Origin of the sequence: Arthrobacter sp. zg-Y919 (assembly GCF_030142045.1) — a bacterium.
Taxonomy (GTDB): Bacteria; Actinomycetota; Actinomycetes; order Actinomycetales; family Micrococcaceae; genus Arthrobacter_B.
Map to the genome: position 1 here is coordinate 1,115,031 of NZ_CP126242.1, position 19,355 is coordinate 1,134,385.

Below are 19,355 nucleotides of genomic sequence, written 5' to 3' on the forward strand. Positions count from 1 at the left end.
CGCCGTGCCGCCGGCAGCCTGTTGACAGCCTGTTTGGCTGTTGTGGTTCTGGCTGTCCCCGCGCAGGCCCAGGGGGGCCCACCGGTCGATCCGCCGGTTGTTGTGACCACTCCGGAGCCCGACCAGGTCGATCAGCCGCCGGCGCCCACGCCCGAACCTGCGCCGGCTCCTGCGCCGGCTCCCGCGCCCGCTCCCGTGCCGGCGCCTGCCCCCGCGCCGACCCAGCTCGCGAACCAAATCGATCCGGTCACGGGTTACGTTGTGGATCCCGCAACGGGGTACCCCGTCCACCCGGGCACGGGTCTGCTCATTGAGCCGGGAACCGGCAGTCTCATCGATCCGGTAACCCGCTTATACACCGGTACGGTCTGGGATCCGGAAACGATGCAGATAGTGGATCCGAGTGCCGATCCTTCCCCCACACCGACTCCTTCTCCCTCGAATCCGCCGTCGGCGTCACCTTCACCGACCCCGTCGTCCACAGTTGCCACGCCTGCACCCACGGCCTCCGCACCTGCCATGGAAAGCATGAATTCCGATTCCGGTGGTTCAGGCTGGGCAGTGCGAGGCGGCGTCATACTTTTACTGCTGGGGGCCGGGGCGCTCTATTATCTGAAGCTTCGCGCGTCCACAGCGTCGCTCCCGTTCAAAGTTGGAAAAAACAACGGATAGAATAGGAACAGTCTTCCTGGGCCAGTTGTGCGCAGGCTTTTTCGTTTAGGGTGTTCGTAATGGGGGAATGGTAGTGCGGATTCAATTGCTGACCCATTCGTATTCCCCCGAGCACAGCCCGCCCCAACGCCGCTGGATGCAGTTCAACCGGTATTTCCGCAGCCTTGGCTGGGACATCGACGTGATCACTCCGGTCGCTCACGCTCCGCACGGCCGCCGCACGCTGCCGAAACGTGAAGCGGGCCGTGCCTTTCGCCGGGACACTGGCCGGTACGGAGAACGCATCCTCCGGGTTCCCTACCTGTGGCACCGCACTACCCGTCTGGGACGGCTGCTGGACCACTGCTTCAGCGCAGCTGCCTCGGTGGCGGCGGGGATGGCGACACCCCGGCCCGATGTCGTCGTCGTTACTGTTCCCAGCCTTCCCATCCTGGGCGCCGGGTACGCAGTCTCCCGGCTCCGGCGCGTGCCGCTGGTGGTGGACATGCGCGATGCATGGCCCGACATTGCCCGTGATGCCCGCATAGTCCGGGGGAGCGCCAAGAGCCTGACCGAACGGGCAGTAGTGGCGTTCCAGGAACGCGCGGACCTGGTGGTGACCGTGACCTACGGTTTCGCCTCCACACTCCGGGACCGCGGGTTGGGGAACGTTGCAACCGTGGTGAACGGCGTGGACATTTCGGTGCGGGAGCTGCTCCCTCCTCCACCCGAAGACCGGGACCGGCTGAATGTGCTGTACCTGGGCAACCACGGGGAGAGTCAGCGGCTGGATCTTGTGGTGCGGGCTGCCGCCCTCGCCCGCGATTACGTACGTCTGACCATGGTGGGCCACGGTGTGCAGCGGCGTGAGCTGATGGCGCTGGCCGAGGAGCTTGACGCTCCGGTAACCTTCCACGGCCCTGCCCAGCGGCGTGAAGTCATGGAGTTTTACCGCGCCGCGGATACCTGTGTGATTTCCCTGCGGGATGACTGGAAGTCGTTTGAAACCACCATCCCGTCAAAAACCTACGAGGTCTTGGCGGTGGGCCGTCACGTCACGGGAATCGTCCGCGGCGAAGCCCGCCAGATTATTGAAGACGCAACCGCCGGCGACGTCGTTGAGTCCACAGCCGAGGCCGTCGCCCAACTGTGGAAGGAACTGCAGGCTGACCGCATCCGTCTCTTGACCGGGACTGCGGGCCGGGACTGGGTGCATAACAACGCTAACCTCGACGCACTTTCAGCTACCTATGCGGACCTCCTGCGAAGCGTGGCGGTAGGCCGGCCGGAGTGAAGGTACAGAGCTACGCACGAAACGCCGCCCTCGCAGCTGCGACGGTACTGGAACATCTGGGCGATGACCCCGTGGTCCTGGCGCTGCAGGTGTCCCGGCGGCTCCCGGCACGCCTGGTTCATCCGCTGGCAACCGGTGTCGGAAAAATCGCCGGCACCGGCTTTATCGGCCCCTTGACCGCCTTCGTCCGGGGCGACACCGCAGCGCTGGCCCGCAGCCTGTCCGCCGCAGCAAGCCTGGGGCCGCACGCCGGCGCAAGCCGGCACGCCCTGCACATGGCGGACGTTGCCATCGCTGCGGGCTTCCCGCAGGAGGCAGGGCAGCTGCTCTCGCGTGTACACCCGGATACACCCGGCCTCGCGGGAACCCTTGCGCGCAGCCTTTGGTATGCCGGGGACATGAGCGGAGCCGTCCAGGTCCTGTCGAAGGGACGCGGGAGTGAGCGCCGCCAGCAGCGGCGGCTGGAATCCGAGCTGGCCGTGTTCCAGGGCTGGCGGCCCCGGCTTGCCCGCGTGCAGTCTTATAAGCCGGATCCCGACGCCGTCCTGCATGTCCTGACCAATTCCCTGCCGCACACCGGCAGCGGCTACGCACAGCGAAGCCATTCGATTTTGACGGCGCAGCATGCACTGGGATTGAAGGTCCATGCCGTGACCCGGCCGGGGTATCCGGTCCAGGTGGGCAAGCTGTTCGCCCGGAACGAGGACCGGATTGACGGCGTGACCTATCACCGGCTGCTGCCGGCACGGCTGCCTTTCGGTATGCAGGGACGGCTGCAGCTCCAGGCCGAGCTGACGCTTGCCCTCGCCCTGAAGACACGGCCGGCGGTTCTGCATACCACCACGCACTTCGTGAACGGGCTTGTGACCGCCGCTGTCGCAGAGGCCCTCGGCATCCCCTGGATTTACGAGGTCCGCGGACAACTGGCCGATACGTGGGCCTCGACCCGCCCTGCGGAAGCAAAACAGAGCGAGCGGTACCGGCTCTTCCGGGAACGGGAAGCCGAAGTAATGTGCCGGGCTGCCCTGGTTCCCACGCTCGGGACCGTGATGGCCGGAGAGATTGCCGCCAGCGGAGTTCCGCAGGACCGGATCCGTCTGCTCCCCAACGCCGTGGGGGAGGGATACCTCGAAAGCCCGCTGCCGGCGCCTGAAGCCCGGAGGGCGCTCGGAATGGACCCGGACACCGTACTGATTGGAACGGTCAGCAGCCTGGTTGACTATGAGGGGCTGGATGACCTCATCAGAGCCTTCGGGCTGGTCGCAACCCGGCAGCGGCACCTCAAGTGCCTGATTGTGGGCGACGGCGCCGCCGCGCCCCGTTTGAAGGCGCTGGCTGCCGAGCTCGGATTGGCGGACCGCGTGATCTTCACCGGCCGGGTTCCCCGGGAACAGGCCCATTTGCACCATCAGGCAATCGACGTCTTCGTTGTGCCTCGGAAGGATCTAGACGTGACACGAGCGGTAACTCCGCTGAAACCGGTGGAGGCCATGGCCTGCGCCCGGCCCGTAATAGCCAGCGACCTGCCCGCCCTCGGCGAACTGGTGCGGCACGGCACCAACGGGCTCCTGGCCCGGCCTTCAGACCCGCAGCACCTGGCAGACGCGATTGATTCCCTGGTGTCCGACGCCGCGCTCAGGGCCGAACTCGGAAGCAACGGACGAGACCACGTCCTGGCCACCCGTACCTGGGGATCCGCTGCGGAAAAGACCGCCCGCTGGTACCGCAGTCTGGCATCGGCGGGCGCACTGTAATGGCGCGTCCCGGCAAGGAAACCAACGCCGCCGTCCAGCCCCTGTCCGTAGACATCCGCGGACTGCAGCGCGTCGGCGCCCGTCCGGGTTTTGTGGATTACCTCGTCCAGGTGTGGAACTACCGGCAATTCATCGCCTACGACGCAAAGTCTCGGGTGCAGAGCGGCAACCGCAGGGACAGGCTGGGCAGCGCCTGGCTGATCCTCAACCCGGTGCTGAACGGCTTGACCTACTTCCTGATCTTCGGCCTCCTGCTGAACACCGGTGGTGGCATCGAGAACTTCATTGGCTATCTGGTCATCGGAATCTTCCTGTTCCAGTTCAGCTCCCGGTCCATCACCAACGGGGCACGCTCGATCCAGCAGAACCGTGCGGTGATCCAGGCCTTCAGTTTCCCGCGTGCCACGCTGCCGATATCGGTAAACCTGCGCGAGCTGCTAGCCAACATCCCGGTGCTGATCGTGATGATGCTGATTGTGCTGCTGGTGCCTCCTACGGAGGACATCACGTGGCGGTGGCTGCTGATCATCCCGGCGCTGGCACTGCAATGGATCTTTAATCTGGGTGTGGGACTGATCTTGGCGCGGGTGGTCTCAAAGGTGAACGACGTCGTGCATCTGCTGAGCTTTGCCCTGCGCGCCTGGATGTACGGCAGTGCCGTTTTTTACAGTTTCGAGCGTTTCGTTGACCATCCGATGCTGTTGCAGGTTCTTGAGCTGAACCCGTTGTTTACCGTCCTGGATATTGTCCGGGACTGCCTGTTGTATGCGCAGGTACCGTCCTGGCAGTCGTGGGCCGTGCTCACCTGCTGGGCCCTTGGTGCCCTGGGAGTAGGAGCTGTTTATTTCTGGCGGGCTGAGGAGACATACGGACGTGGCTGAAAATCTGCAGTTCCTCGAAGAGGACCCGTGTGTGGTCATTGACGAGGTCAGCATGCGGTATCGGGTGCCCTCCAGCGAATCGGTGCCCGGGAGCCGGAGCGGCCTCCGCGGCCTGATGGGCCGGGTCGTCGGCAAGCCGAACCTGGTTACGGTGAATGCGCTGAACCCGATGTCGCTGGTGGCGGTCCGGGGTGAGTCGATCGGGATTGTCGGACGCAACGGCTCCGGGAAAAGCACGCTGATGAAATTGATCAGCGGACAGGTGAAGCCGGACAGCGGGGCCGTATATGCCTCCAGCACCCCGATCATGCTTGGTGTCAATGCTGCCCTCGTCCCTGAGCTCCCCGGCGACCACAACGTGGTGCTCGGCTGCCTCGCGATGGGGTTGAGCTATGCGGAGATCGCCGAGCGGTATGAATCCATAGTTGAACTTTCCGGTTTGGAAAAAGCGATCCACCTGCCCATGCGTTCGTACTCCTCCGGCATGTCCTCCCGGCTTCGGTTTGCCATCGCGGCCAGCATCGACCCGGAGGTCCTGCTCATCGATGAAGCGCTCAACACGGGCGACGCGCAGTTCGCGGACAGGAGCCGCAAGCGGATGGACGAGCTGCGGAAGAACGCCGGCTGTGTCTTCCTGGTCAGCCACAGCCTGGAGACTGTCTTGGAGATGTGTTCGCGGGTGGTGTGGATGGACAAGGGTGACCTGCTGATGGACGGGGAGCCGCGGGAGGTGGTGAAGGCCTATAAGGACTTCACCCGGCACCTGTCCAAGGGCAACAACATCAGCGCGGACAAAATCCGGACGGACGCCATGGAAGCACTCACCGTCACCCGCATCCGGGAACGTTCCACCGGCCGCCGCAGTGCGAAGGTTCAGTAAATGGCATCGCTACAGGATTTCCGTACCGGCCTCTGGCATCTGCGTTCCGGCGGACCGGCAGAACTGCGTGAATGGAACGGCCGCCGCCGCGCCGAACGGGGTTTTGCCGACCCGTCGAACGCCCGGGGCGTGGAAGCAGGGTGGATCGGCCGCGGAACAAAGCGGCGGCTGTCGATTCCCGCAGCAACGGTACCGGGGCGCCCTCCCCGGCGCAGCGACCTCACCGTCGGAGTCATCCTGGACGAATTCTCTGCGTCCGCCTTCGCCTTCGAGTGGAACACAGTGGCCCTGGACCCGGCCGGCTGGCGGCAGCAGCTTGCCGACCAACCGCTGGACCTGGTGTTCATCGAGTCCGCCTGGGCCGGCAACAACCGATTGTGGCGGGGAAAGATTGCGGGGCCCAATGGCCCGGCCCCCCAGCTGGTCGAACTGCTGGCCTTCAGTCGCAGCCAGGGCATCCCGACCGTCTTCTGGAATAAGGAAGACCCGCCCCACTACGAAGATTTCCTTCCGGCTGCGGCGTTGTTCGACCACGTCTTTACCTCGGACGTCCGGAAAATCGGGGATTACCGGCGGGACCTTGGCCACGACAACGTCGATGTCCTTCCTTTTGCGGCCCAGCCTGCCATTCACAACCCTGCGCGGCCGAAGTACGGCCGCCATTCCCGGGACATCGGTTTTGCCGGCATGTACTTCGCCCACAAATATCCGGAGCGGCGTGAGCAGATGGACCTGCTCCTGGGCGGGGCCATGGATGCGAAGCTTCCGACCGGCCTGGAGATCTTCTCCCGGAAGCTCGGCGGCGATCCCAACTACCAGTTCCCGGCACCGCTGGATTCCCGGGTGGTCGGTTCGCTCTCATATCCGCAGATGCTCTCCGCCTACAAGGCCTACAAGGTGTTCCTGAACGTCAACTCCGTGGTGGATTCCCCGAGCATGTGTGCCCGGCGCATCTTCGAAATCAACGCAGCGGGAACTCCTGTCATCAGCACCCCCAGCGACGCAGTGGCCCGCTTCTTCACACCTGACGAAGTACCCGTCGCCTCCACGCGGGAAGAAGCAGCCGCGCTCAGCGGCGGACTGGTCCGCAACGCGGAATACAATGACCGCACCGTCCACCGTGCCCAGCGCAGGATCTGGTCCGCCCATACCTACGCACACCGTGCCGAAACCATTGTTGCCGCCGCGGCACCGACGAAGGCCCGTCCGCTGGTCCGGCCTGCTGTGTCAGCCCTGGTGCCGACCATCCGCCCGCACCAGGTCGAAAACGTCTTCCGGACACTCGCTGCACAGCAGGACGTGGACGTCGAACTTGTGCTGCTCACGCACGGATTCACCCTCGAGCCGGAACGGCTGCAGGAGCTGCAAACCGCGTACGAGCTGCAGAAAGTCCGGCTACTCACGGCCGGCACCGAAGTGTCGCTCGGGGAGTGCCTGAACCGCTGCGTCCAGGCCGCCTCGGGAGACATAGTCGCGAAGATGGACGACGACGACCATTACGGACCGCACTACCTCAGCGACCAGCTTCACGCACTGGAGTACTCGGGTGCGGATGTAGTGGGAAAACAGGCCCACTACATGCACCTCCGCAGTTCCAAAGCAGTCATTCTGCGCTTTGGCCACCGCGAACACCGCTACACAGACTTCGTCATGGGACCGACTATTGTCACCCGACGCAAACTGGCCCTTGAACTCCCTTTCCCTTCACTGGGGTTGGGGGAGGACACCGGCTTCCTGAAGCAGGCCGCCGCCGCCGGAAAACGGATCTACTCGGCGGACCGCTTCAACTATTTCCAGGTCCGCGAAGGCAGCGGACATACATGGAAGGTCGACGATGCCACCTTGCTGGCCTCGGGGGACCTCCGATTCTATGGGGAACCGAATGAACACACTGACATATAGCGCCGGCGAGACCACTACCGGAGTCGCCACCGTCGCCGTCATCGGCCTGGGCTACATTGGCCTGCCGACCGCCGCCATCCTTGCAGGCAAGGGCCTACACGTGATCGGCGTCGACGTTAACCCGCACACGGTGGAGGCTGTGAACGAAGGCCGCGTGCCCTTCGTGGAACCCGACCTCGGGGTCCACGTGGCCGGCGCCGTCAGCCAGGGCCATCTCGTAGCTCAGTCCACAACGCCGCAGGCCGACGCCTACATCGTTGCCGTACCGACGCCGTTCCGTCCGGATAAGACAGCGGACCTGATGTACGTGGAGCAGGCGGCGCGGAAGATCGCCCCGCAGATCCAGCCCGGCAACTTGGTCATTCTGGAGTCCACATCTCCTCCCGGAACCACGCAGCGGATGGCAGACGTCATCCTGGCCCTGCGCCCGGACCTCGCAGCGGAAGCCAACGGCGGCGAGCCCGCCGTGCTGTTTGCCCACTGCCCCGAGCGGGTACTGCCCGGCCGGATCATGATTGAACTGGTCACCAATGACCGCATCATCGGCGGGCTTACCCCCGAGGCCGCCACTGCCGCCGCCGCCCTCTACAGCACCTTCTGCCAGGGCGGCGTCCACCTGACCGATGCCGCCACCGCGGAAATGGCCAAGCTGGTGGAAAACGCGTACCGCGACGTCAACATTGCCTTCGCCAACGAGCTCTCTGTTATCAGTGGGAATCTCGGCATTGATGTCTGGAACCTGATCGAGTTGGCCAACCACCATCCGCGGGTGAACATCCTGCAGCCGGGCCCGGGCGTAGGCGGCCACTGCATCGCTGTGGACCCCTGGTTCATTGTGTCGGCGGATCCGGAAAACTCCCGGTTGATCCGCACCGCACGCGAAGTAAATGACACCAAGCCGGACCACGTGGTGGCTGCCGTGGAGTCCGCGATAGCCGGGCACGAGGCTCCTACCATCGCTGCTCTGGGCCTGGCGTTCAAGGCCAACGTGGACGACACCCGCGAATCTCCGGCGGTGGAGATCGTACTGCGGCTGGCGAGCGGCAACCCGGGTGCCCGGATCATTGTGGGCAGCCCCTTCACCGATCCGGTCCTGCCGGAACCCCTGACCGCCTTGGGTAACGTTTCGCTGGACGGGGCCGACGCCGCCGTGGAAGCGGCGGACGTCGTCGTCCTCTTGGTGGACCATGACGCCTTCCGGGAGATAACCCCCGCACAGCTGGCAGGCAAGGCGATTGTCGATACACGGGGATTCTGGCGGGCCTGAGATGCCATATGCATCCGTCCGCGCCCTGAGCGGCCTGGCCGGCAAGCTGCACCCCGCGCTGAGGGCACGGCTCCGCCGGTTGGCTTCGCCCGGATCCGGAACGGCCGGTCCCGGGCTGCTGAGTGTGGTTGTTCCCATGTACAACGTTTCTCCGTACCTGGAACGGTGCCTGACCAGCCTGGTGGCGCAAACCTACCGGGAACTGGAAATTATCCTGGTGGATGACGGTTCCACGGATGGCACGGCGGCCATCGCCGCCGGCTACGCTCGGCATGACCGTCGGATCACAGTGCTCACGCTGCCGCACGGAGGAAACGGACGGGCGCGTAACGAGGGCATCAGAGCGGCTACCGGCCGGTACCTGACCTTCGCCGACGCGGACGACGTCGTTCCCCCGGATGCCTACGCCACAATGGTGACGCATCTGGCACGCAGCGGGTCCGATTTCTGTGTGGGGTCCTACGGCCGGATCCGGGGAAGCAAGCGCACTCCGGTCCGCCTGGCTGAGCGGATCCATGCGCAGCAGCGCATCGGGATCCACCTGGCCGACTGTCCCGAGGCGATCGACGACGTGTTCCTGTGGAACAAGGTGTTTGTCCGGGAGTTCTGGGACCGCTGCGTGGGCCCCATCCCGGAGGGCATCCGCTACGAGGACCAGGAAACGACCAGCCGTGCCTACCTCCGGGCCGAGAACTTCGACATCCTCAGCCCCATTGTCTACTGGTGGCGGATCCGTGAAGACGGCTCCTCCATCACGCAGGCAAAACACCTGCTGGAAGACCTCCAGGACCGGCTGACCGTGGCCCGGGACGTCACCGGGCTGTTCCGGAAGGAGGCGCCGGCACCAGTCCTGGTGCACTGGTATCGAAGGTTGCTCGGCACGGATCTCATCCCGTACATCGAACAGGTTCCGGACGCCGCCGACGCTTTCCGGCAGCTGTTGTTCAACGGCCTGCAGAATCTGTACCCGCCAGCCCGGCAGTACCTCGCGACGACCGATCCGCAGTCCCGGGTACTGCTGCACCTGGCCGCCGGCGGACACTGGGCTGACATTCGCCGCGCGGTAGTGGAACGGATCAACAACGGCACCGCGAGCCCGCTGGTGTTCGACGACGGGCGTATCTTCGCGGTGCCGCCGTTGCTGGACGTGCTCCAGCTGCCGGTGAGCCGGGACCTGCTCGAGGTTTTGCCCCAGCAGCTTGAACTGATGGCCGTCCTGGGGGAGCCGGTTCCCGGAGCGAACGGCACACTGACCGTCAGTGGGCATGCCTATCTGCGCAACGTGGACCTGCGGAACTATACTCTGGACCTGCACGTAACCCCGGGTTCCGCAGCGGCCCCCGGCGCGGTATCCGTGACTCGCTGGACCAATCCGGAGATCGATCTCCTATCCGGCGACCGCAACTGCAGCTATGCGGCTTCCGCCTTCACTGTTGAATTGACAGCGCCCGCCGCCGAACTGACGGTACGCGTAGAGCTTGACGGCCACCGCGTTGAACGGACCATGGCCGTCCCGCGCCCGGCGGGGGAGCCGCGCCGGCCCGGGCCGGTGGTCACGGCGATGTCTGCCGCATCCCGGGACGGCGCGGATGAGCTGCGGATCGATGTAGCCGGCGCTCCGGCCGGCGCCGCCTTCGCCCTGGTGACGGCGCGCTTCCAGATTTCCGCCACCGTGGAGGCCCAGCCGGACGGGACCGTCCGGCTCCGCATGCCGGTCTCGACGCAGAGGTGGGGCACCAAGCTGCCCGCGCCGCCGTCGGGCTCCTATACCCTGCGCATGAGCCGTTCCGGTGGCGCGGCGGGCCCCGGTGATCCGGCTGTTGGGGTGGATGAGGGCACCTCCCATTCGTTCCGGTCCGAGATGCTTCCCGGGGCACGCGTCCGCGGGCTGCGGACTTCTTCTGGAGCCATGGCCGTCAGTATCGGTGCACCTCTGGCCGACGACGAAACCGGCACCTTCCACCAGTATCGGCTGCGGCGGGAAAACTTCGGGCCGGCGGCCGTGCGCAGGACCGTGCCCGGCATCTTCTTTGAAAGCTTCGGCGGCAAGAGCTGTACCGACAGCCCCCGCGCAATTTCGGATTATCTTGCCGGTGCCGGCTTTGACGAACCGCTCTACTGGTCCGTGGCGGACCGTTCCGTTCCCGTACCCAGTTACGCCGTGCCGCTGCTGCAGGGCTCGGCCGAGTGGTACGAAAAGCTCGCTGCAGTCCGGGTGCTGGTGAACAACAACAATTTTCCCTGGTATTTCCGGAAGTCTCCGGATCAGTTCTACCTGCAGACCTGGCACGGGACGCCACTGAAAAGAATCGGCCTGGACATTCCGCAGCATCTGCTCTCGTTATCCTACCGGGACCTGATGGAACGGGAAGCACAGTGGTGGGACCTGTTGCTGGCGCAGAACGATTTCGCCGCGGACGTGCTCCCAAAGGCGCTCGGCTACGCCGGGGCGGTCCTGACAGCCGGATATCCGCGCAATGACGCGCTGTTGCATCCGGACGCGTCGGAGACCCGGAAGCGGGTACGTGCACTGTTGGGGATAGCTCCGCATCAGAAGGTGCTCCTGTACGCTCCTACCTGGCGGGACGGCGCCCGCGACAGCGACGGCAGGTCCGATTGGGTGGGGTTCCTGGACGTCGAAGAAGCCAGCCGCCGCCTGGGACCGGAGTACACCTTCCTGATTCGCGGCCATCACAATGTGGCCGGCCAGCGGCGGATCGAGGACCATCCCTCAGCGGTCGACGTGACCGACTACCCGGAGGTCAACGACCTCTACTTGGCGTCGGACATGATAGTCACCGACTATTCCTCGGCGATCTTCGACTACGCGGTGCTCAACCGGCCCATCTACCTGCTGGCACCGGACCTCGAGGAATACCGGAACTCGCGGGGACTGTATCTGGATCCAGAAGCTGATCTGCCCAGCATTCCTGTGCTTTCGACGACTGCGGAACTAGTGTCTGCGGTGCGATCCGGTCCGGCGCCGGTCATCCCGTCGGACCAATCTGACGGGATGGCCGAACGCTTTACCTCTTTGGACGCAGGTGCCAGTGCCGCTTTGTCCGTCGCTGCCCTGGCAAAGCGCACGATTCTCGCTGGCAAGAAGACTCAATTGACTGGAGATCAACGTGGCTAAAGGCCAGTTTTCCCTTGTAGTGGCACTGTACAACGTGGCGGAGTACGTGCCGGCGTTTCTGGAGTCCCTGCGCACGCAAAGTTATCCGGTGCGTGACCTGGACATAATTGTCGTCGATGACGGCTCCACCGACGTTTCCGCGGACGTGGTAGAACGGTGGGCACAGGAACACCACGCGGAGCTGCGGCTGATCCGACAAGAAAACGCAGGTCCGGGTGCTGCCCGGAACGCAGGACTCAAGCTGGCACAAAACACCTGGGTGACCTTCTGCGATCCTGATGACGTATTTCATCCCGGATATTTCCGCGCGGTTGCTGATTTCCTTACCGGGGATTCCAACGGGTCTGCCCAGCTTTTGGCGACGCGCTTAGTTCAGTTCCAAGACGGAACTACAGCCACCAGCCATACCCACCCGCTGGGCAAGAAGTTCCGGCTGGGAAACGTCCTTGCTGACTTGAATGCCAACCCAGAGTTTATTCAGCTTCACGGCCCGACAGCATTTCTGCGACGTTCGGTGCTGCAGGAGCATGCCCTGACCTTCGATGAACAGATCCGTCCGAAATTTGAAGACGCACACCTGATCGGCAGGTATCTGGCCGTTGTTGAAGCGCCCGTGATCGGCGTCGTTGCCACTGCCCGCTACCTGTACCGCCGCAATCGCCGGACCGGTTCATCGCTGGTGGCCGGCGCTTGGGCGGACCCCAGAGCCTATGACGAGCTCCCGCGCTACGGCTATCTGGGCATGCTCACCGCTATCCAGGAACGGCTGGGGCATGTGCCGCAGTGGGCCCAATACATGGTTCTCTATGACCTCGTGTGGCTCTACATTGACGACAAACGGATGCACAGCAGGACTGCTGCTGCCACAGCGGAGCAGCAGGCAAGCATGCATCGGCTACTCGAACAGATCATTGACCTGATTGACGATGAGGTAATCGGAAGCTTCAGCGTGGTCAGCCAGGGCTGGGTCTTCCACAACGTCCTACGAAGTTACTACAGGCGGCAGGAAATTGTTTTACCTGTGGTCCAGGAATGGAAGCGAGACGAACAGCGCCGCACGGTGCGCTACTCCTATCTTTTCCAAGGGACATGCCCGGAGGAAAAGGTCTACGTGGATGGCGCCGCGGTGGTTCCGCTTGCAGCTAAGACACGGGACCATCGAATCCTGGGTAAGACGCTGATCCGCGAACGCATTCTTATTCTCCCCATGGGCGGGGAACCGGAGTTTCTTCTGGATGGTAAACGGACCACCGCGACTACCGACCGAGGCGTGCCGCTGCAGGCGGGCCGCTCTCCCGAACAACGGCCAGGGTTCGATCTGCGGCCGCCGGCTGTGCCTGCCTCATCAGGCAACCCGGCCGGACGGAAACTCGCGGCACTGGGTGCCAAGGCCGCCCGGTTCCGGGAGAACCGGATCCTGCACCGGTCCCTGACCGGCACGGGGACTCTGGCCGAGATCCGGGGCAGCGGAGCCAGAGCGGTGCAGAGAGCCGGAGGCAGGCATGCGGCTGCACAGCAGGCGGCAGCGGATCAACGTCTGGTGGTTGCTGCGGGAAGTGAGCCTGCTGTCACGGTTTACCGCGACGCCTGGCTGCTCATGGACCGGATGGACCGGGCCGACGACAATGCCGAGCATCTTTACCGGTATCTCCAGCGGGAGCGGCCGGACATCAATGCGTGGTTTATGTTGGACCGGGGGAGCGATGACTGGGAGCGTCTTGCGGCGGACGGCTTCCGGTTGGTCGCGTACGGCTCCGACGAGGCGGTGCTCCTGGTGATGAACGCCGCGTATAAAATCTCTTCACATGCGAACGCCGACATTGAATTCCCCGTAAGCCGCAAGCGTTTCGGTGAGGGTCCTGGCCGGTTTGTCTTCCTGCAGCACGGGGTGACCAAGGACGACATGTCCCGCTGGCTGAACATGAAGAAGATCGCGCTAATGATCACGGCCACTGCTGCCGAGCAGGAGTCCATCACCGGTGACGGGAACACCTACGACTTCACTTCGCACGAGGTCCAGCTGACCGGCTTTCCCCGGCACGACGAGCTGCTGAAAGCTGCGGAGAAAGTCCCCCTGTCGGAGCGGTGCCTAATCTTGGTAGCTCCCACTTGGCGCGAGTACCTGCGCGACGAGCTAGCCGGATCCCCGTCCGACGAGGAGCGAGCCGAGCGCTTTGAACGAAGCGAGTTTGGTCGGCACTGGCTAGCGCTGCTGCGTTCGACGAAGCTGCGGCAGTTGTGTGTCCAAGAGGGGTATCAGATGGTGTTCCTGCCACATCCTGAGCTTGCATCTCTGGTTCCGCTTCTAGAACTTCCTGAGCATGTGCGGGCTGTTTCCTACACGAACATCCGGGTGCAGGAACAACTGGTGAAGTCCCATACCCTGATCACCGACTATTCCTCCATTGCCTTCGACGCCGCTTACGCCGGCTCACGGGTGCTCTACATGCAGTTTGACGGAGATGAAATCTTCGAAGGCGGGCACGTCTACCGGAAGGGCTATTTCGATTACCGCCGTGACGGGCTGGGCCCGGTGGTTACCGACAGCGAGGGAGTGGTCGATCAGCTGTTGAAAAGGTCGAATTCCGCGGGGGGCATCTATACGGACAGGATCCGGAAGACCTTCCGGTACTGGGACAAGCAGTCTTCTCGGCGGACAGCACTTGCCATTGAGAACCTTAGCTCGGGCGAAACAGCTGGCATGTGATGGATCGCATGGATATAAGCCTCGGTGCAGTCCGCCCGATCGGCAAAGAATCCGCTTCTGCAGCCGCGGAACGAATCAGTGTTTGAGCTAGTTTTAGCTGTACCACCCAAGCGGTATCGCTCCAACCAGGTCCTAGGTCGTGTAGGAAATGTAGATTAACGCAAATTCGTCTTCGGCTCCAGAAACGGTAAGGTTCAATTGGGGGACAATAAGCTGCGCTGCTATATGCGGCGGAAGATTCGCTCTGCTTGCTGATTCCCATTGTTAGCTCTTCGACGAACAGGAACACCGCATGGCAGTGCAAGCCGTAATTCTAGCCGCTGGTATGGGAACCAGACTGGCCCGGCCACATCCCAAGGCTCTGACGGAGCTGGAGGACGGCCGAACCATCATGACTCAACAAGTGGATAATCTCAATGCGGCGTTCGGGGATGAGCTTCGTTTGACCGTGGTGGTCGGTTATAAGCTCGAGCAAATTATGGAACACATTCCAGAGGCCTCCTTCGTATACAACGAAGCATATGACCAGACGAACACGTCTAAGAGCCTCGTGAAGGCACTACGTAACTCCGCCGATGGCGGCGTGCTGTGGATGAACGGAGACGTCGTATTCGATCCGGAGATGCTGGGATACCTCGATCCTTACATCAGGGCCGATCGATCCTTTATTGCAGTGGATACGTCTACTGTTTCAGACGAAGAGGTCAAATACACCGTCAACGAAGCCGGGTATATCGACGAACTGTCCAAGAATGTTCTAAATGGCCTCGGCGAGGCAATCGGGATCAACTATGTCTCCTCAGCGGACAAGCACATGCTAATCAAGCGGTTGGAGGAGGTAGATGACCAGGAATACTTTGAAGGCGGCATCGTCCTGACGATTCAGAAGGACTTTCAGGAATACCTTCCCATAGATATCAGCAGTTTTTATGCCGTCGAAGTGGATTTCGCAGCAGACCTAGTCCGTGCCAACGAGCAACTGGTTTTGAACGCCGCATCTTAGCAACATGCCTACCATCGGCATGGGGAACCACGGGCCGCTACGCATTGCGAACTGCGGACCACTCTAAGCAGCGAGGGGCCGGCGGCGGCACGACTATGATAACGATTCCATGAGCTTATTGGAAGCGCAAGGCTTACGGAACGTCGTGCATCGACGGGCTGAAACGTATTTCGAAACAACGCCGAATATGTCGGTAAAGACGCAAGGAAATAATGTCACAGGTAAAGAACTCTATTGACGTGGCCGTTCGACGAAGCTGGAATGCGTTACCTAAGGGCGTGCAGTCCAATATCCGCCCATTATTGAGGAAGCAAGATAAGTCCGGCTGGCGACGATACACAGGGTCTGTGAAAGAACCTTTACTGAGCGTAATTATTCCTGTCCACAACGTTAGCGCGTATCTCAAAGCGTGTTTGGAGAGCGTACTCTCCCAAGACTATTCGCGGCTCGAAGTAATAGTGGTGGATGACGGTTCAACTGATGGATCGGACGACATCGTAAGGCAATATGGGGAGCGCGACGAAAGGATCAAGTTTGTCCAAATACCGCACTCGGGTAACGGGATAGCTCGTAATCGGGGAGTCGCTATAGCCCGAGGCGAATACTTGACCTTCGTGGACTCCGACGATGTCGTTATGCAGGGCTCGTATTCGCACATGGTAGGGCGACTCGTTGAATCGGGTTCCGATTTTGCCGTCGGCGCATTTCGTCGCCGGAAAGGGGGGCGCGAGTGGCTGCCGGAAATGATGGCCGAGTTGCATGGTACCGACCGCATCGGTATACGAGTCGAGGAGTTTCCCGATATTCTTCGGGATGTCTTCTTATGGAACAAAGTCTTTAGAAAAGACTTTTGGGACGCTTCTGTCGGCGCGATTCCTGAAGGCGTCCTTTATGAGGATCAGGAGCCTATTGTTCGTGCATTCCTTAGATCACGTTCATTCGATGTCCTGAGTCGACCTGTTTATGTCTGGCGTATTAGGGAGGATAATTCCTCTATTACGCAGCAGAAGGGAAGCTTGACGGACCTCATAGATCGTATGAAGGCGGCGCGGATCGTGACGGACTTCGTCCTGGCTGAAGCAAGCGAAGGAGTTAGAAACGCTTGGTTCACCAAGTCTCTGGGCGAGGACCTGCGTCTCTATATTAATAAGGTGCCGAATAGTGGTGACGAATATTGGAGCGTCCTTCAAAGGTCCGTAAGCACCTTGTATGGGCTCTCCGGTCCTGACGTACTTTGTTCTTTACCTCTCCAGGACCGAGTCCTCGCTTTTCTTATTGCAGAAGACCGGCGTAGCGATGTAGAGGCAGTGCTGGTGGGAATGCGTGACCATGGGAGGACGTTCCCTGTGGCTCCAACAAGGGTTGGCTTGGTCGGTCTGCCGATTTTCAGCCAAGGACTGAGCGTGCCTTTGCCGACGACTGTGCTACGAGTGGAGGAAGCTGACATAGCGATCCGCACGAGGCTGTTGGACTTTAAGTGGTTGACCCCGGATACCGTCCAAATCCGAGGCGCGGCGTACCTCACGGGCATCGACTCATCGAAATTCACCTATACGACCTCTCTCTCGCTCATCAATACGGCAACCGGCGAGTCAAAGACCCTAGATGCCGTAGTGGAACCCGATGCGCGTATAGATCAGGTGAGTGAAGACCGTTGGAACACGTACGCTGAGACAGGTTTTACGGCGCTTATCCCCACAGCGAACCTCCTAGGAGCAGGAGCTGCCAGCACAACTAACGGCCAAGAGTGGGTCCTGCGGGTGATCGTCAGCGCTGGCGGGTTCACCAAGTCAGACGTTATCCGGCACAGAGACGGAGAGCTTCTGCCGTTCCAGTTGCCCAAAGGGCCAGCATTGGGCAGACGACGTGTAGTCGCGCAAATGGATAGGGCCAAAGGTTTTCGGCTTAGGACTGTTGGCTATGAGTTGATGGCCCACAGTGTTTCCTCCCGCGGTCGGTTCGTAGAGTTCACATTTGACGGACAAGCATCGCCTCTGCCGTTGCTGCTGGTTTTAAAAAACGAGCATGAGCATCTGATATCAACGGCGACAGATACGGTATTTGGGCGGTGTTTCAGAGTCGAGGTGCCGGAGACGCCTGCGAGTAACCGGGAGGTATCTTGGGACGTTGTGGCCCAGTACGAAGATAACAAGTCTCACTACGTGGGATGGCCGGGATCGAGTGATGACCTGGACTCGCTACCATCTCCTGACCGGGCCGTTCGCATTGGTACTACAGGTTACGGATATCTTCGTGTCTCGGCACGGGCATGGCGTGTAACAGTATCGGACTGCAGGATCGACAATGAGGGTAAGTTTTTGACCCTTAGCGGCAGGTCGGCGCATATGAAGTCGCGTGGTGAGCGAGTCCTCGATCTCATTCTTGCGACAAACCGAAACGTAATAGCTCCGCTATCCGTAGATCTAGTCCCCGGCACGGAAAACTTTACCGCGGTGTTCCCTTTGACCTCGGATAAATGGGGATACGGAGATGCGTATCCAGACGCGGGGCACTACAGGCTACTTCTGCGGACAATCGCATCCACTGGGCAAGTTAGTCGCCAGAGGGTCCAGGCTAGCGGCGGAATGCTCAGCCGGCTGCCGGAAGAGCATATGGGCGATAAGGCGAGGATAGCCCTGACCGCGGAAGACAGAGATCGCAACTTCGTCGTTAAGATTTTGGCTCCTTTCAAGCAAAATGAACGAGGACCTCGCGCCCAGCAACTTCTTCGCGAAGAATATCTAACCGGAAAGGGTGAAATTGACAAAGATGCGATACTCTTTGAAAGCTTCGCGGGTAAGTCGGTCACGGACAGTGTGAAAGCAATTTCAGATGAGTTGGCCCGGAGATCCGATGCCCGTCGGCGCTATTGGTCAATTGCGGATTACTCCGTCCCTGTCCCGGATGGTTGCACCGGTGTCCTGATGTATAGTGCCGAGTGGTATCGGCTATTGAACTCGGCCGGGACATTGATTAATAACAACAACTTCCCGCATTACTTCAGGAAGCGCGACGGGCAGTCCTATATTCAGACCTGGCACGGAACCCCTTTGAAGAAAATCGGAAACCATACGCCCCTGGTAAACCTGACCTCTTCCTATCGTCAGCTGATGACTCGAGAGGCGGCTGCGTGGGACGCACTATTGGTGCAGAATCAGTTTGCTGAGTCTGTACTGCCGGAGGCGTTCGGGTACTCGGGGCGCGTCATTTGTGGCGGCTATCCTAGGAATGACATATTGCACGGAGTCGCCTCGCCGAAGAGGCGTGTCGACGTGCGGAGAACGTTAGGGCTCGCTGAAGGAACGACCGCTATCCTCTACACGCCCACGTGGCGCGATAATGTCCGCACCGATCAGAACAAGTTTGCCGCGGTGAACTACTTGGAATTCGAGAAGGTCATTGAGGCGTCGGGGAATGATTGTGTTGTGCTTTTCCGCGGTCACCACAATATTGCAGGCCAACGAAACACAGCGGGAGGATCCACATTCATAGATGTGACCGCCTATCCGGAGATTGCGGATCTGTATTTGGCGGCTGACATGATGATCACCGATTACTCGTCCTCGATGTTCGATTTCTGCGGAACCGGCAAACCTCTTCTGTTTCTCGCGCCGGACATCGACGAGTATCGGACAGTGACGCGAGGATTCTACTTCGACTTCGAGTCTGAGGCACCGGGCCCCATCCTGTCCTCAACAGAGGAAGTCATCGATGCAGTAACTCGAATGGAATCAATCCGCGAGGAGTATCGAGAGGCCTACAAGAACTTTGCGTATAAATATGCGCCTCTTGACGATGGCCATGCGGCCCACCGAATCGTTGATATTTTGTTTACGTAATCGTTTTCTGATCGACCAAAGCCTCAACGAACACGAGTTCA

At 61.4% G+C, this 19,355-nt stretch carries 10 protein-coding genes; all 10 read left to right on the top strand.

The features are described from left to right. Nucleotides 1-745: 745 nt before the first annotated feature. The 10 genes from QNO10_RS05290 to QNO10_RS05335 all read left to right on the top strand — a co-directional run bounded on the left by QNO10_RS05290 (nt 746) and on the right by QNO10_RS05335 (nt 19,314). A complete protein-coding gene (locus QNO10_RS05290) occupies nt 746-1,945 on the top strand; it encodes a glycosyltransferase family 4 protein (protein ID WP_229949069.1) in 1,200 nt (399 codons plus the stop codon). After that, nucleotides 1,942-3,699: a glycosyltransferase family 4 protein gene (locus QNO10_RS05295; protein WP_229949067.1), complete on the top strand. Its 1,758-nt coding sequence runs from the start codon at nt 1,942-1,944 to the stop codon at nt 3,697-3,699. The genes QNO10_RS05290 and QNO10_RS05295 overlap by 4 nt, the downstream gene beginning before the upstream one ends. Further along, nucleotides 3,699-4,580, top strand: coding sequence for an ABC transporter permease (locus QNO10_RS05300; protein ID WP_229949063.1), 882 nt, complete (start codon nt 3,699-3,701; stop codon nt 4,578-4,580). The genes QNO10_RS05295 and QNO10_RS05300 overlap by 1 nt, the downstream gene beginning before the upstream one ends. Then, entirely contained in the window at nt 4,573-5,460 is an 888-nt protein-coding gene (locus QNO10_RS05305; RefSeq protein ID WP_229949060.1) for an ABC transporter ATP-binding protein, read from the top strand. The genes QNO10_RS05300 and QNO10_RS05305 overlap by 8 nt, the downstream gene beginning before the upstream one ends. After that, nucleotides 5,461-7,362 carry a glycosyltransferase family protein gene (locus tag QNO10_RS05310; RefSeq protein ID WP_229949058.1) on the top strand — a complete coding sequence of 634 codons (1,902 nt, stop codon included), beginning with the start codon at nt 5,461-5,463 and terminating at the stop codon, nt 7,360-7,362. Next, on the top strand, nt 7,343-8,629 hold the full coding sequence (gene wecC, locus QNO10_RS05315) for a UDP-N-acetyl-D-mannosamine dehydrogenase (RefSeq protein WP_229949056.1): 1,287 nt from the start codon (nt 7,343-7,345) through the stop codon (nt 8,627-8,629). Before QNO10_RS05310 ends, wecC begins: the two co-directional genes overlap by 20 nt. A 1-nt stretch (nt 8,630) precedes the next feature. Beyond that, entirely contained in the window at nt 8,631-11,765 is a 3,135-nt protein-coding gene (locus tag QNO10_RS05320; RefSeq protein WP_229949054.1) for a bifunctional glycosyltransferase/CDP-glycerol:glycerophosphate glycerophosphotransferase, read from the top strand. Further along, nucleotides 11,758-14,472: a bifunctional glycosyltransferase/CDP-glycerol:glycerophosphate glycerophosphotransferase gene (locus QNO10_RS05325; protein WP_229949052.1), complete on the top strand. Its 2,715-nt coding sequence runs from the start codon at nt 11,758-11,760 to the stop codon at nt 14,470-14,472. Before QNO10_RS05320 ends, QNO10_RS05325 begins: the two co-directional genes overlap by 8 nt. A 292-nt stretch (nt 14,473-14,764) precedes the next feature. Continuing rightward, nucleotides 14,765-15,475, top strand: a complete 711-nt coding sequence (locus QNO10_RS05330; RefSeq protein WP_229949050.1) for a phosphocholine cytidylyltransferase family protein — start codon at nt 14,765-14,767, stop codon at nt 15,473-15,475. Between the two features lie 212 nt (nt 15,476-15,687). Next, complete coding sequence (locus QNO10_RS05335; protein ID WP_229949048.1) at nt 15,688-19,314, top strand: bifunctional glycosyltransferase/CDP-glycerol:glycerophosphate glycerophosphotransferase; 3,627 nt, start codon at nt 15,688-15,690, stop codon at nt 19,312-19,314. The last annotated feature ends 41 nt before the right edge of the window (nt 19,315-19,355 follow it).